The sequence below is a fragment of the Variovorax sp. RKNM96 genome (assembly GCF_017161115.1).
Taxonomy (GTDB): Bacteria; Pseudomonadota; Gammaproteobacteria; order Burkholderiales; family Burkholderiaceae_C; genus Variovorax.
The window spans coordinates 1,594,403-1,608,297 of the sequence record NZ_CP046508.1 but is presented as its reverse complement, the minus strand read 5'-3'; the positions used below and the strand labels follow the sequence as shown (position 1 = coordinate 1,608,297).

Here is a 13,895-nt window from a genome sequence, read left to right as displayed (position 1 = left end):
GCCTGCCCATAATGGCCGCTCGCGCGATCGAACAACAGAGACAACCCAGGAGACTCCCCCGTGGCCGACCTTTCCAAGATCACCAACATCGAAGACCTGCGGGTGATCGCCAAGCGGCGCGTGCCGAAGATGTTCTACGACTACGCCGACTCCGGCGCCTGGACCGAGGGCACCTACCGCGCCAACGAAAGCGACTTCCAGAAGATCAAGTTGCGCCAGCGCGTGGCCGTGAACATGGAAGGCCGCTCCACCCGCACCACCATGGTCGGCCAGGACGTGGCCATGCCCGTAGCCATTGCGCCCACCGGCCTCACCGGCATGCAGCACGCCGACGGCGAGATCCTCGGCGCCCGCGCGGCCAAGGCTTTCGGCATTCCGTTCACCCTCTCGACCATGAGCATCTGCTCGCTTGAGGACATCGCCGAGAACACCGATCGCCATCCCTTCTGGTTCCAGCTCTACGTGATGAAGGACCGCGACTTCATCGAGCGCCTGATCGAACGCGCCAAGGCCGCCAACGTGACGGCGCTGCAGCTCACGCTGGACCTGCAGATCCTCGGCCAGCGCCACAAGGACATCAAGAACGGTCTCACCGCGCCGCCCAAGCCGACCCTCAAGAACCTCATCAACCTCGCGACCAAGCCGCGCTGGTGCATGGGCATGCTGGGCACCAAGCGCCGCACCTTCGGCAACATCGCGGGCCATGCCAAGAACGTGAATGACCTCTCGTCGCTCTCGTCATGGACCGCCGAGCAGTTCGACCCCGCACTCAGTTGGGCCGATGTGGAGTGGATCAAGAAGCTCTGGGGCGGCAAGCTCATCCTGAAGGGCATCATGGACGCGGAAGACGCGCGCCTTGCAGCCAATAGCGGCGCCGATGCGCTCATCGTGTCGAACCACGGCGGCCGCCAGCTCGACGGCGCGCCCTCCTCCATCGCCGCGCTGCCGGCCATCGTCGAGGCCGTGGGCAGCCAGATCGAGGTGTGGATGGACGGCGGCATTCGCAGCGGACAGGACGTGCTCAAGGCCCGCGCGCTCGGCGCCCGCGGCACGATGATCGGCCGCAGCTTTCTCTACGGCCTCGGCGCCCATGGGCAAGAGGGCGTGACGCGCGCGCTGCAGATCATCCACAAGGAACTCGACATCACCATGGCCTTCTGCGGCCACACGCAGATCGACACGGTCGATTCGGGCATCCTGCTGCCCGGCACTTTCTGAAGAGAAAAAGACGGGGTCTGCAAGGCCACTTCGACGGCAGGTGGATGCGGCGCCTGCTGACACGCACGGCGGGAGCGCGGGCCAGAATGTTGCAGCGACAACAACATAGCCGCCCCGCATGGCGGCAAAGCCACCATGAGCGCAGTCACGCCCACTCAAGGAGGCCAGGCGGCCTCTTCGTCCCATCCTCCGCACTACACCGCTGAAGAAAAACGGCACCGCGTCTTCGCCATCATGGCGGCCTCGTCGGGCAACCTGGTCGAGTGGTTCGACTTCTACGTGTACGCGTTCTCGGCGCTCTATTTCGCGCCGGCCTTCTTCCCCAAATCGGACCCCACCGCGCAGCTGCTCAACACGGCCGGCGTGTTCGCGGCCGGTTTTCTCATGCGCCCCATCGGCGGCTGGCTCTTCGGCCGCGTGGCCGACAGGCTCGGACGCAAGACCTCGATGCTGATCTCGGTGACGATGATGTGCGCAGGCTCGCTCGTCATCGCGTGCCTGCCGACCTACGCGCAGATCGGTGCGTGGGCGCCGTTCCTGCTGCTGGTGTGCCGCCTGTTCCAGGGCCTGTCGGTGGGTGGCGAGTACGGCACCACGGCGACCTACATGAGCGAGGTGGCGCTGCGCGGCCAGCGCGGCTTCTTCTCGTCGTTCCAGTACGTCACGCTCATCGGCGGACAGTTGCTCGCGGTGCTCGTGATCGTGGTGCTCGAGCAGTTGCTGACCGAGGCCGAACTCAAGTCGTGGGGCTGGCGCATTCCGTTCGTGATCGGCGCCATCGCCGCGGTCGTCGCGTTGCTGCTGCGCCGCACGCTGCATGAAACGCAGAGCGCCGAAGCCAAGGCCAACAAGGAAGCAGGCAGCATGGCGGGGCTCTTCAAGCACCACACGCCGGCGTTCCTCACGGTGCTGGGCTACACGGCCGGCGGCTCGCTGATCTTCTACACCTTCACCACCTACATGCAGAAGTACCTGGTGAACACGGTGCACCTGCCGATCAAGACGGCGAGCTACGTGATGACCGGCGCGCTGTTCGTCTACATGTGCATGCAGCCGGTGTTCGGCGCGCTGTCGGACCGCATCGGACGACGGACCAACATGCTGCTGTTCGGCGGTCTCGGGGCGCTGGCCACCGTGCCGATCCTGACGGCGCTGCAGTACACGACGAGCCCCGTGCTGGCCTTCGTGCTGATCATCGTGGCGCTGGCGATCGTGAGCTTCTACACGTCGATCAGCGGGGTCGTGAAGGCGGAGATGTTTCCGCCGGAAGTTCGAGCCCTGGGTGTGGGCCTGGCCTACGCCGTGGCCAACGCGATCTTCGGTGGCTCGGCGGAATACGTGGCGCTGGGGCTCAAGTCACTGGGGCACGAGTCGGCGTTCTTCTGGTACGTGAGCGGGATGATGGTGATTGCGTTCCTGGTGAGCCTGCGGTTGCCAAGGCAGGCGAGCTACCTGCATCACGATCATTGACGGGCGGGGCGTCTCTGGAGGCTCTCCATATAGACGCAGAACATGTCGGCCATCGCGTCGGCCCAGGTCTCGATCTGGGCGTCGGTTCGAGGGCTTTCTGAAAACTCTTTCCCCACCGCGCTGAGCGTTGCAATGATCAGGTCGCCCGCCATGGCACGCGTGGCGTCTGAAGCCTTGGGCAGTGCTTGCGCCATGAACACGCGAACGATTTCGTCGCCGTCGGCACGCACTTCCTGTGCCTCGGGTGCGTCGCGGTAGAACGGCGCGGCGTCGCCGAGCGCCGTTCGCACTTCCGCCTCTTCGCACTCGGAGCGGACGAAGGCGTGTGTGAGCATGCGCAGGCGCTCGAGCACGGGCCGCTGCGTGTCCCCGAGGATGCTGCGCATCATCTCCGTGGTCTGCCGCCATTCGTCGCTCTGCAGGCGAAACAGGATCGACGCCTTGTTCGGGAAGTATTGATAGACCGACCCGACGCTCACGCCCGCCCGCTCGGCGACGCGCGTCGTCGTGAAGCGGTGCACGCCTTCCTTCGCCAAAACCTGAACAGCTGCCTGAAGAATGGCCTCAAGAAGGTCGGTCGAGCGTGCCTGCTTGGGCTGTCTGCGAGAGGAGATCGGGGTGTTTCGGCGGTCGGTCATGGGAGCGTTGCAGAACGCGAATGGAAAACATGAAGGGTTCTTCATATTATTTCGCATCTGCTTTTCAAACGAAAGAACCCTGTGACGACGACCTTGACCACTGCACCATTGGCCCCTTTGCTAGACCGACTGTTTCAGGAAGCCGGGGCGACGACCAGCCCCGCCGTCGCCAGCATCAGCCCGGAGGAACGCCAGCGGCTGATGCGCAGCAAAACCGAATACCTCGACTTCTACAGCCGCCTCAAGGATCTGTGGCTGCCGGTGTCGCGCGAGACCGGCGTGCTGCTGTACCAACTGGCGCGCAGCACGAACGCGCGGCACATCGTGGAGTTCGGCACCTCCTTCGGCCTGTCGACCCTGTACATGGCCGCGGCGCTGCGTGACAACGGCGGCGGTCGGTTGATCAGCAGCGAGTTCGAGCCATCGAAGATCGCCAAGGCCCGCGAGCACCTGGCCGAAGGGGGCGTGAGCGATCTGGTCGAGATCCGCGAAGGCGATGCGCTGAAGACGCTGGCTAGCGACCTTCCCGAGTCCATCGACCTCTTGCTGCTCGATGGCGCCAAGTCGCTCTACAACGACGTGCTGGCGCTGATCGAGCCCCGCCTGCGGCCGGGTGCGCTGATCGTGGCGGACAACGCCGACTACAGCCCGGAGTACCTCGCGCGCGTGCGCGCTCCCGACAGCGGCTACCTGTCCGTGCCGTTCGCCGACGACGTCGAGTTGTCGATGCGGTTGGGTTGAGGCCTTTCTCCAAACTTCCATCGAAGAGATATCGCAATGCATGTTTTTGTCACCGGCGCGACCGGTTGGGTCGGCTCCGCCGTAGTTCAGGAATTGATCGGCGCTGGCCATGCGGTCACCGGGCTTGCGCGCTCCGGGGACAAGGCTGTCGCGCTCGCTGCAGCGGGTGCAAAGGTTCTGCGCGCCACACTGGAAGATCTCCAGGCCCTGCGCGACGCAGCCGCTGCGGCGGACGCCGTCATCCACACGGCGTTCAATCACGACTTCTCCCGCTTCATGGAGAACTGCGAAGAAGACCGCCGCGTGATCGATGCGCTCGCAGGCGCGCTGCAAGGGTCCGACCGTCCGCTGCTCGTGACCTCGGGCCTGCTCGGCCTGCCGCGTGGCGCAACGGAATCGGACTTGCCCAGTCCGGCATCGCCGCGCAAATCCGAGCCCACCGCGCGCGCGTGGGCCGAACGCGGTGTGCGTGCGGCGACGGTGCGGCTCGCCCCGTCGGTTCACGCCCTGGGCGATCACGGCTTCGCGCCGATCCTTGTTCGCCTGGCGCGGGAGAAAGGCGTCTCGGCGTTTCTCGGCGATGGCGAGAACTGCTGGGCCGGTGTGTGGCGGCAGGATGCGGCGCGGGTATATCGACTTGCGCTCGAGCAGGGGGTGACCGAATCGGTTTACCACGCTGTCGCTGATGAGCGCGTGCCGTTCAAGGCGATCGCCGAGGTCATCGGCCGTGGCCTCGGACTGCCGGTCGAGTCGCGCGAGCGCGAGCACTTTGGCTGGTTCGCGGGCATGGCTGGCGCGAACATGTCGGTATCAAGTGCACGCACGCGCGAAGTGCTTGGTTGGACGCCGCAGGGACCGGGTCTGCTGGACGATCTCGATCAAGCTGGCTACTACAGTTAGGTGGGTTTCGAGCGAGTGCTTGTCGCGATCGCGGACCTCGCCTCAAGGCTTCTGTCGTGATCGGAATGGCGGGCGTTGACCTGTTTGCCGTCCCGGCGATGCAGATCGAACACTTGAAGACAGCTTGAGGGCCTGATGAGATTTCGTGACTTATTCCGCGCCGTCAAAAATCCTGTCTGCATAGATCACGTTTGAAATTAATAAAGAGAGGATCTTCTTCAATAATCGGCCCCTCAATAATCAGGGGAGGAATCTTGAAGAACACAGTTCTCAACAACATGCCGCGTGCGCGGCTTCTTGCCGTTGCGACTGCTGCTGTAGCGATCTCTGCATGTGGTGGCGGTGGCAGCGGAGGCGGCGGGGGATTTCCCATCTTGCCAATTGCGCCAGCACCGGCATCCGAGCCGGCGCCACAGCCGCCAGCGCCGGTGGCAGACAACTCGGCACCCTGCTTCAACGAAGCCGATTTCCACGAAGGAACAACGGTCGAATTCGAGGGAGCGGTACCGGGAGCCGGCGCGGAATCCGCGCCGTTCCGTAGAAAGAGTGTGACCGAGGGCCGAGAGGTGTTTGCCGGCACCAATCCGATTGCCGTCAACGTCGGGTCTGAAACGACCCAAATCCTGCGATCACAGCTAAGTACCGTCAAGAAAGAGTACAAGGATTTCGTCGGCGGGAACATCTTGCTTTACGGAAAATCCACGGCTTACAAACAGACGATCGATCCAGAGTTTGTGGCGACGCTTCCCGCCGGCTTCCCCAAGGATCAGGCCACTATCTTTTCCCAGACTTTCGAGCCCCCGTTCTCTTTTCCGGTCGATATGAAGCCCGGTCACGTAGTCAGCCAGAAATCCTCGATCACCAAGAACGTCACTTTCAATGGGCGCAGCGAATCGGCGACCTCCGTCCCGGCCACCGGCGAGCTGACTTACCATGGCCGCGAGAAGCTGGAAACGCCGCTAGGCACTTTCGACACCTGCAAGCTCACGCTGAAGATCACGGTCGGTGCTTCGGTGATCTCAAGGGATACCACCCAGGAGCTCTGGCTGGCTGCCGAAGGCCCCTACCGAGGCCAGCTGCTCAAGGGCAGCGATGCAAAATCGTCGAGGCTCGTGACGAAGATGACCTACTCACCCAAGTAATCGGGCATTCGGTTTCCAGCAAGCGGACCCTTCGGGGTCCGTTTTTCATTACAGGGCGAATATCCGATCCATGGCCACCCACTTCTCCCCTTCAGGCGTCCAAGGCGTAGGCGCCTGAAACTTCCACATCAGAGCCTCCCACTCCCGAATCTTCGGATCGTCACGCGACGCAGCCGCCATCGCTTCGGCGTCGTATCGCGCATCGTCCGTCTCCATCAGCATCACCATGCGCGTGCCGAGCCGGTAGATCTCCATCCCCGTCACGCCATGCGCATGCAGATGTGCGCGCACCTCGGGCCAGATGCTGCGGTGATAGGCCTCGTACTCCGCGATCAGGGCCGGGTCGTCTTTCAAATCGAGGGCAAGGCAATGGCGCATGGCTTGTTCGTTTCATTGATTGAGGGAATGAGAGGTCAGGTCAACGCCCGATCCAGATGCGTATACCCACCATCGACAAACACCCACTGCCCCGTCGTGTGCGAAGCCCGCTCGGAAAGCAGGAACACCACGGTGTTCGCGATCTCCTGCGCTGTCGTCATCCGGTGTCCCAGGGGAATCTTGTCGGTGATGGTCGCGAGCTTGCGGTCGGGCTCGTCGAAGGCGGAGATCCAGCGTTGGTACAGCGGCGTCATCACCTCGGCGGGAATCACCGCGTTGACGCGCACGCCATCCTCCAGCAATGAAGCGGCCCACTCTCGCGTCAGCGACAGCTGCGCGCCCTTGGCCGCGGTGTAGCCGCTGGTATTGCCCTGCCCCGTCAGCGCGGTCTTCGACGAGATGTTCACGACGGCCCCGCGGCTCGCCTTCAGATGCGGCAAGCAGAAATGCGCCATCACGTAGTAGTGGACGAGGTTCCGATCCAGCGACGCGATGAACGCCTCGCGCCCCGCTTCGAGACCCACACTGTCGTTCACCCCCGCGTTGTTGACCAACCCATCGATGCGCCCGAACTCCGCGACAGCGCTTGCGATGGCCTTGCCGCACGCTGCCTCTTCCATCAGTTCGAACTGGAGAAACCGGGCCCGCGGTTGCAGCCCGCGCAGTTCCTCCTCGAACGCCGCATCCAGCGGGTTCTTGCCGCAGATCACCGGCACTGCTCCTTCGCGCGCGAGCGTGAGCGAGATGGCCGCGCCGATGCCGCTGCCGCCGCCGGTGACGAGCACCACCTTGTCTTTCAGATTCAAGTCCATGACTGCGCGATGCCCTTCTTGTTGTTGTTCATTACCCGCGAAAGCGATAGCGCTCGAGCGACGCCGACTTCATCGTGATCGAGAAGCCCGCCCCCGTCGGCGGCATGTACGCCGCATCGCGCACCACGCACGGCTCGACGAAGTGTTCGTGCAGGTGGTCCACATACTCGATCACCCGCCCTTCGCGCGTCCCCGAGATGCAGAGGTAGTCGATCATCGACAGATGCTGCACGTACTCGCACAGCCCCACCCCGCCCGCATGCGGGCACACGGGCAGCTTGTACTTCGCGGCCATCAGCATCACCGCGAGGATTTCGTTCACGCCGCCGAGCCGGCACGAATCGATCTGCACCACGTCGATGGCGCCGCGCATGATGAACTGCTTGAACATGATGCGGTTCTGGCACATCTCTCCCGTGGCCACCTTCACCAGCGGCGCGATGCCTTCGCGAATCTTGCGGTGGCCTTCGACGTCATCGGGGCTCGTCGGCTCCTCGATGAACCAGGGCTTGGCGAATGCGAGCTGCTTGACCCAGTCGATGGCCTGGTCGACCTCCCACACCTGGTTGGCGTCGATCATCAGATGGCGATCGGGCCCGAGCACCTCGCGCGCCACGGTCAACCGGCGGATGTCGTCCTGCAGGTCGCGCCCCACCTTGAGCTTGACGTGGTTGAACCCCGCATCGACCGCCTCCTGCGCAAGCCGCCGCAGCTTCTCGTCCGAGTAGCCGAGCCAGCCGGCCGAAGTGGTGTAGCAGGGGTAGCCCTCGGCCTTCAGCGTGGCGATGCGCTCGGCCTTGCCGACGGCCGAATCACGCAACAACACCAGCGCGTCTTCGGGCGTGATGCAGTCGGTGATGTAGCGAAAGTCGATGCAGCGCACGAGTTCTTCGGGACTCATGTCCGCCACCAGCTGCCACACCGGCTTGCCTTCGGACTTGGCCCACAGGTCCCACATCGCATTGACCACCGCGCCAGTCGCCAGATGAATCGCGCCCTTGTCAGGACCGATCCAGCGCAGCTGGCTGTCCGAGGTGATGTGCCGCCAGAAGCGGCCCATGTCCTCGGCCACCCACTGCAGGTCGAGCCCGACCACCAGGTGGCGCATCGCCTCGATGGCCGCGCAGCAGATCTCGTTGCCGCGGCCGATGGTGAAGGTCAGGCCATGGCCTTCGAGCCCCGGCTGGTCGGTCTCCAGCACGACATACGCCGCGGAGTAGTCCGGGTCGGGGTTCATCGCGTCGGAGCCGTCGAGCTGCTGCGAAGTGGGAAAGCGCACGTCCAGTACGCGCATGGATCGAACGATGGTCATGAACAGGGTCTTCGGAGAGAAAAGGGATCAGTCGTACAGCACCGCGGCGATCTTTGGATCGGTGATGTTGGTCTTGTCGTACCAGAAGAAGCCTGTGTCCACGACCTTGGGCAGCTTCTCGCCCTTGATCGCCTTCACCGCCATCTCCACGGTCTTGTAGCCCATGCCCACGGGGTTCTGCGTGATCGCGCCGGCCATGCTGCCGTCGACGATGGCGTTCTTCTGCTGCTTGCCCGAGTCGTAGCCGATGATCACGACCTTGCCGTTGCGCTTCATCTCCTTCACGCCATTGACCACGCCGATGGCGGAGCCCTCGTTGGCGCCGAAGATGCCCTTGAGGTTCGGCGAGGCCTGCAAGATCGACTTGGTGATCTCGGTCGATTTCAGCTGGTCGCCGCCGCCGTACTGCACGCTCACGATCTTGATGTTCGGGTAGGTCGACTTGATGCGGTTGACGAACCCATCGCGCCGGTCCACGCCGGTGCGGCTGGTCTGGTCGTGCACCACCAGCGCAACCTCGCCCGACTTGCCGATCAGCTCGGCCATCTTGTCGGCGGCCAGCGCGGCGGCGGCCTTGTTGTCGGTCGTGGTGGTGGTCACGGGAATGTCGCTGTCCACGCCGGAGTCGAACGCCACCACGGGAATCTTCGCGGCCTGTGCCTTCTTCAGCAGCGGAATGGCGGCCTGGCTATCAAGTGCCGCGAAGCCGATGGCCTGCGGCTTCTTGGCGAGCGCGGCCGAGAGCATGTCGATCTGCTTGTCGACCATCGACTCCGACTCGGGGCCCTCGAAGCTGACCTTCACCTTCAGGTCCTTCGCGGCCTGCTCGGCGCCGGACTTCACGGCCTGCCAGAACTGGTGCTGGAAGCCCTTGGAGACGAGCGGGATGTAGATCTCCTGCGCCTGCTGTGCCTGCGCGAAGCCCGACAGGCCGATGAGGGCCGCGCCCAGCGCGGTGGTGACTGCTCTTCGTTGAATCATGCAAAGGTCTCCTGTGGTTGTAGAAATTGGACGAAAGGGAAATCGGATCAGTGCTTGCTGTTGCTGCGGCGGCGCAGGATGTCCGCGTACACGGCCAGGATGATGATCACGCCCGTGATCACCGTCTGCCACTCCTGCGCGACCGAAAGAATGCGCAGGCCGTTGGTGAGCACGCTCATGATGAAGGCGCCGATGATCGTGCCGACGATGGTGCCGGTGCCGCCGCTGAGCGACGTGCCGCCGATGACCACGGCCGCGATCGCATCGAGCTCATAGCCCTGCCCGAGCGCCGGCTGCGCGGAGTTCAGCCGCGAGGCGATCAGCAATCCCGCGATGCCGCAGATGCCGCCGCTCACCGTGTAGACCACGACCTTCCAGAAATCGGTGTTCACGCCCGAGAGGCGCACCGCCTCCTCGTTGCTGCCGAGCGCAAAGGTGTAGCGCCCGAGGATGGTCCGGTTGAGCAGGATGCTCGCGGCCACCGCCACCAGGAACAGGATCAGCACCGCGTTCGGAATCGGCAGCGAGGGCACGAGGTCACCGATGAGCGAGTCTTGCGAGATGGCGGTGAAACCCGGCGTGTCGTTGAAGTAGATCGGCTTGGTGCCCGAGATCACGAGCGACAGGCCTTTGAGCAGCATCATCATCCCCAGCGTCGCGATGAAGGGCGGGATCTTGAGCTTGGCGATCAGCACGCCCGAGACGAAGCCGGCCAGCGCGCCGAAGAAGATCGCCGCCGCGATGCCCAGGGCGAGCGGCATGCCCATGTAGGTGAGCACCACGCCGGCCATGACGGCGCAGAAGGTCATGAGCGTACCCACCGACAGGTCGATGCCCGCCGTGATGATGACGAAGGTGCAGGCGATGGCCAGCACACCGTTCACCGCGGTCGACTGCAGGATGCTCACGAGGTTGTCGGTCTGTAAAAACTGCGGCGAGGCGAAGCTGAAGAACACCATCAGCGCGATGAGGCTGGCGAAGGCCAGGAGCTTCTGCCGAGTGGCGGGGCGAAAGAGCCACGCCTTCAGCGAGAAGCCAGGTACATCGGTGGCGGCGGTTGCAGCGGTAGGGGTCGTCAAGGGGTAGTCTCCAATCGTCATGCGGTGGCTGCAGCTTCGCGCCGGGTGGCGAGCTGCATGATCTTTTCCTGCGAGGCTTCGCGCCCCGCCAGTTCGCCGGTGATGCGGCCTTCGCACATCACCAGCACGCGGTGGCTCACGCGCAATATCTCGGGCAGCTCGGAAGAGATGATCACGATGGCCTTGCCCTGCGCGGCCAACTCGTTGAGGAGGCGATAGATCTCGGCCTTGGCGCCCACGTCGATGCCGCGCGTGGGCTCGTCGAAGAAGAGCACGCTGCAGTCGCGCAACAGCCACTTGGCGATCACGATCTTCTGCTGGTTGCCTCCCGAGAGCAGCCGCACCTGCTGGCGCACCGAAGGCGTCTTGATGTTGAGCTGCTTCACATAGCGCTTGCCGGCCGCCTCGATGGCCGCCTGGTCGATGAAGACGCCCATCGACAAGAACTTCTTCATGCTCGGCAGCGCGATGTTGGTTTCCACGTCCATGCCGGTGGCCAGGCCGAAGTGCTTGCGGTCCTCGGAGAGGTAGCCGATGCCGTGCGACACCGCGTCCTCGGGCGACCTGATCGACACCTTCTTGCCGCGTACGAAAACCTCGCCCGCATCGATGGGGTCGGCGCCGAACACCGCACGTGCAAGCTCGGTGCGGCCCGCGCCCATGAGCCCCGCGAAGCCCAGGATCTCGCCCCGGCGCAGCACGAAGCTCGCATCACGCACCATCGATCCTCGCGTGATGCCGCGGGCCTCGAGCACAATCTCGTTGCCCGCGGTGTCGGGAAAATCGTTCTCCACCTCGGTGAGCTGGCGGCCCACCATCATGGCGATGAGCATGTCCATGGGCGTCGCGGCCATCGCCACGGTGGCGATGTACTGGCCGTCGCGCATCACGGTCACGCGGTCGGCGATGCGCTTGAGCTCATCCATCTTGTGCGAGATGTAGACGATGGCCACGCCCTGCGATTTGAGCTGGCCGATGATGCGAAACAGGTCGGCCACCTCCTCGTTGTTGAGTGCGGCGGTGGGCTCGTCCATGATGAGCACGCGCGAGTCGAAGGAGAGCGCCTTCGCGATCTCCACCATCTGCTGCTTGGCCACCGTGAGTTCGCCCACCGGCGTGTGCGGGTCGAGCCGCAGGTTCATGCGATCGAAGATGCGTTGCGTCTCGACGCGCATCGCATCCTCGTCGATGAAGAAGCCCAGCCGCCCGCGCGGCTCGCGGCCGATGAAGATGTTCTGCGCGGCGCTCAGGTGGTTCATCAGGTTCAGCTCCTGATGAATGATCCCGATGCCCAGCGCCTGCGCCGCGCGCGGGCTCGCGATGTCAGCGGGCTTGCCGTCGATCAACACCTCGCCCGAGTCCTTGCTGTAGACGCCGGCGAGCACTTTCATGAGCGTGGACTTGCCCGCGCCGTTCTCGCCCATGAGTGCATGCACCTCGCCGGGCAGCAGATCGAACTGCGCCTTGTCGAGGGCGCGCACGCCGGCAAAGGATTTGCAGAGGTCGCGAATGGTGACGATGGGTTGCATGAGGTGGCGCGTTCTTCAGTTCGTCGATGAGATGCCGTAGAAGTGCTGCGCGGTGCGGTGCCAGACCTGCTCCTGCCCGTGCGGCGGCAGGTTGCCGATGAGCGCCTGGCTCGCCGCGATCCAGCCCGCGTAGTCGCCGGCCAGCGTGAGCACGGGCCAGTCGCTGCCCCACATCAGGCGGCCGGGCCCGAAGCAGCGCAGCAGCACACCCCAGATCGGGCGGATCGCGCGCACCAGCGCGTCGACATCGCCGCGCATCGCGTCCGGCGCCTCGGTCCAGAGGCCAGAGAACTTGCAGCAGACCTGCGGCAGTGCGGCCAGCTCCATCATGTGCCTGCGCCAGATGGCAAAGGCCTCGCTGTCTTCAGCGTTTTCCGCATCCCCCACGCCGGGCTTCGCTGCGTGGTCGATCACCACGGGCAGTTGCGGCCAGGCCTTCAGGAATTGCAGCAGCGACGGCAGATGGCGCGGCTTCACCAGCGCATCGAAGCGCAGGCCCAGGCGCACCATCGCGCGGATCGCATCGGGGTGCGGCGCGTGTGCGATCCAGTCGTCGTCGGGCAGGTCCTGCAGCATCGGCCGGACGCCTTTGAACTTGGGGTGCCGTGCCATGCGCTCCAGCGAGGCCACGGCACCGCGGCTGCTCAGGTTGACCCAGCCGATCACAGCGCCGATCGCATCGTGCGCCGTGGCCAGTTCCAGCATGAAGTCGGTTTCTGCTTCCGACTCGGCCGCCTGCACCAGCACCGTCCGCGCCACGCCGTGCGCTTGCAGCAGGGGCGCGAGGTGCTCGGGAAGAAAGTTGCGCATGAGCGGCGCCAGCGCGGGCACATCGGCGCGCAGCCACGCATAGTCGCCGCGCGTGGGTCGCCAGAAATGCTGATGCGAGTCGATGCGCTGTGTCATGCTGCTTGGCACCCTTCGTCTCTCGTCAGATGGTAACGCCGCCATCCACCAGAACCACCTGGCCGGTGACGAAGCGCGACTCGTCGCCGAGCAAGTACACGACCTGCGGTGCAATGTCTTCCGCCAGCGCGAGTCGGCCCATGGGCTGGCGTGCGATGAAGTCACGCTCGGCCTGCGCCGGATCGGGCGCGGCGGCGATGCGCTCGCGCAGCGAGGGCGTGTCCACCGTGCCGGGGCACAGCGCATTGCAGCGCAACCCTTGCCGCACGTGGTCCGCGGCCAGGGCCTTCGTCATGCCGATCACCGCGGCCTTGGAAGCGCCATAGGCGAAGCGGTTCTGGAAGCCCTTGACCGACGAAGCCATCGACGCCATGTTGACGATCGATGCGCCACCGCCTTCGTGCTTCGCCTTGTCGAGCATGCCCGGCAGGAAGGCACGCACCATGCGGTACATGCTCTTCACGTTGAGGTCGAAGCTGAAGTCCCACGTGGCCTCGTCGCACTCGAGCACGCTGCCGTGGTGCACGTAGCCTGCGCAGTTGAAGAGGCCGTCGAGCGCGGGCAACTCGGCGGGCAGCGCGGCAATCGCATCCGCGCTGCGCACATCCAGCACCGCCGTGCGGATGCCGGGCGACGTTTGCGCCAGCTTGTCGAGAAGCGCGGCGTTGATGTCGGTCGCAATCACCTGCGCGCCCTCGCGCGCGCAGGCCAAGGCGGTGGCAAGGCCGATGCCTTGCGCCGCGGCAGTGATCAGGATCGTCTTGTTCTGCAGTCTTGTGGAAGTCATTG

Annotated in this window: 14 protein-coding genes; 5 read left to right on the top strand and 9 right to left on the bottom strand. The window is 64.6% G+C overall.

The window, feature by feature from the left end; translation table 11 throughout:
- The first annotated feature begins 60 nt into the window (after positions 1–60).
- On the top strand, positions 61–1,218 hold the full coding sequence (locus GNX71_RS07305) for an alpha-hydroxy acid oxidase (RefSeq protein WP_206177709.1): 1,158 nt from the start codon (positions 61–63) through the stop codon (positions 1,216–1,218).
- Between the two features lie 135 nt (positions 1,219–1,353).
- Positions 1,354–2,688, top strand: coding sequence for an MFS family transporter (locus GNX71_RS07300; protein WP_206177708.1), 1,335 nt, complete (start codon positions 1,354–1,356; stop codon positions 2,686–2,688).
- Here the strand turns inward: GNX71_RS07300 and GNX71_RS07295 are convergent.
- Entirely contained in the window at positions 2,682–3,326 is a 645-nt protein-coding gene (locus GNX71_RS07295) for a TetR family transcriptional regulator (RefSeq protein ID WP_206177707.1), read from the bottom strand. The two genes, GNX71_RS07300 and GNX71_RS07295, sit on opposite strands and share 7 nt — an antisense overlap.
- Positions 3,327–3,407: 81 nt before the next feature.
- Between GNX71_RS07295 and GNX71_RS07290 the strand changes: the two genes are divergently transcribed.
- The 3 genes from GNX71_RS07290 to GNX71_RS07280 all read left to right on the top strand — a co-directional run bounded on the left by GNX71_RS07290 (position 3,408) and on the right by GNX71_RS07280 (position 6,109).
- Positions 3,408–4,067, top strand: a complete 660-nt coding sequence (locus GNX71_RS07290; RefSeq protein ID WP_206177706.1) for an O-methyltransferase — start codon at positions 3,408–3,410, stop codon at positions 4,065–4,067.
- Positions 4,068–4,103: 36 nt separating this feature from the next.
- A complete protein-coding gene (locus tag GNX71_RS07285) occupies positions 4,104–4,967 on the top strand; it encodes an SDR family oxidoreductase (RefSeq protein WP_206177705.1) in 864 nt (287 codons plus the stop codon).
- Positions 4,968–5,221: 254 nt separating this feature from the next.
- Entirely contained in the window at positions 5,222–6,109 is an 888-nt protein-coding gene (locus GNX71_RS07280; protein WP_206177704.1) for a hypothetical protein, read from the top strand.
- Positions 6,110–6,157: 48 nt separating this feature from the next.
- Here the strand turns inward: GNX71_RS07280 and GNX71_RS07275 are convergent, their stop codons facing one another.
- From GNX71_RS07275 to GNX71_RS07240, 8 genes are read right to left on the bottom strand one after another with little or no spacing between them, the layout of a single operon-like run.
- Entirely contained in the window at positions 6,158–6,487 is a 330-nt protein-coding gene (locus GNX71_RS07275; RefSeq protein ID WP_206177703.1) for an L-rhamnose mutarotase, read from the bottom strand.
- A gap of 35 nt (positions 6,488–6,522) precedes the next feature.
- On the bottom strand, positions 6,523–7,299 hold the full coding sequence (locus GNX71_RS07270; RefSeq protein ID WP_206177702.1) for an SDR family oxidoreductase: 777 nt from the start codon (positions 7,297–7,299) through the stop codon (positions 6,523–6,525).
- A gap of 31 nt (positions 7,300–7,330) precedes the next feature.
- The gene (locus GNX71_RS07265; RefSeq protein ID WP_206177701.1) at positions 7,331–8,611 is read right to left on the bottom strand and encodes an L-fuconate dehydratase; all 1,281 of its coding nucleotides are present in this window, start codon (positions 8,609–8,611) and stop codon (positions 7,331–7,333) included.
- Positions 8,612–8,638: 27 nt separating this feature from the next.
- Positions 8,639–9,592: an ABC transporter substrate-binding protein gene (locus tag GNX71_RS07260; protein ID WP_206177700.1), complete on the bottom strand. Its 954-nt coding sequence runs from the start codon at positions 9,590–9,592 to the stop codon at positions 8,639–8,641.
- Between the two features lie 47 nt (positions 9,593–9,639).
- Positions 9,640–10,671, bottom strand: coding sequence for an ABC transporter permease (locus tag GNX71_RS07255; protein WP_206177699.1), 1,032 nt, complete (start codon positions 10,669–10,671; stop codon positions 9,640–9,642).
- A gap of 17 nt (positions 10,672–10,688) precedes the next feature.
- Positions 10,689–12,200: a sugar ABC transporter ATP-binding protein gene (locus GNX71_RS07250; RefSeq protein ID WP_206177698.1), complete on the bottom strand. Its 1,512-nt coding sequence runs from the start codon at positions 12,198–12,200 to the stop codon at positions 10,689–10,691.
- 15 nt (positions 12,201–12,215) lie between these two features.
- Positions 12,216–13,106: an amidohydrolase family protein gene (locus GNX71_RS07245; protein WP_206177697.1), complete on the bottom strand. Its 891-nt coding sequence runs from the start codon at positions 13,104–13,106 to the stop codon at positions 12,216–12,218.
- Between the two features lie 25 nt (positions 13,107–13,131).
- Positions 13,132–13,893: an SDR family oxidoreductase gene (locus GNX71_RS07240; protein WP_206177696.1), complete on the bottom strand. Its 762-nt coding sequence runs from the start codon at positions 13,891–13,893 to the stop codon at positions 13,132–13,134.
- Positions 13,894–13,895: the final 2 nt, after the last annotated feature.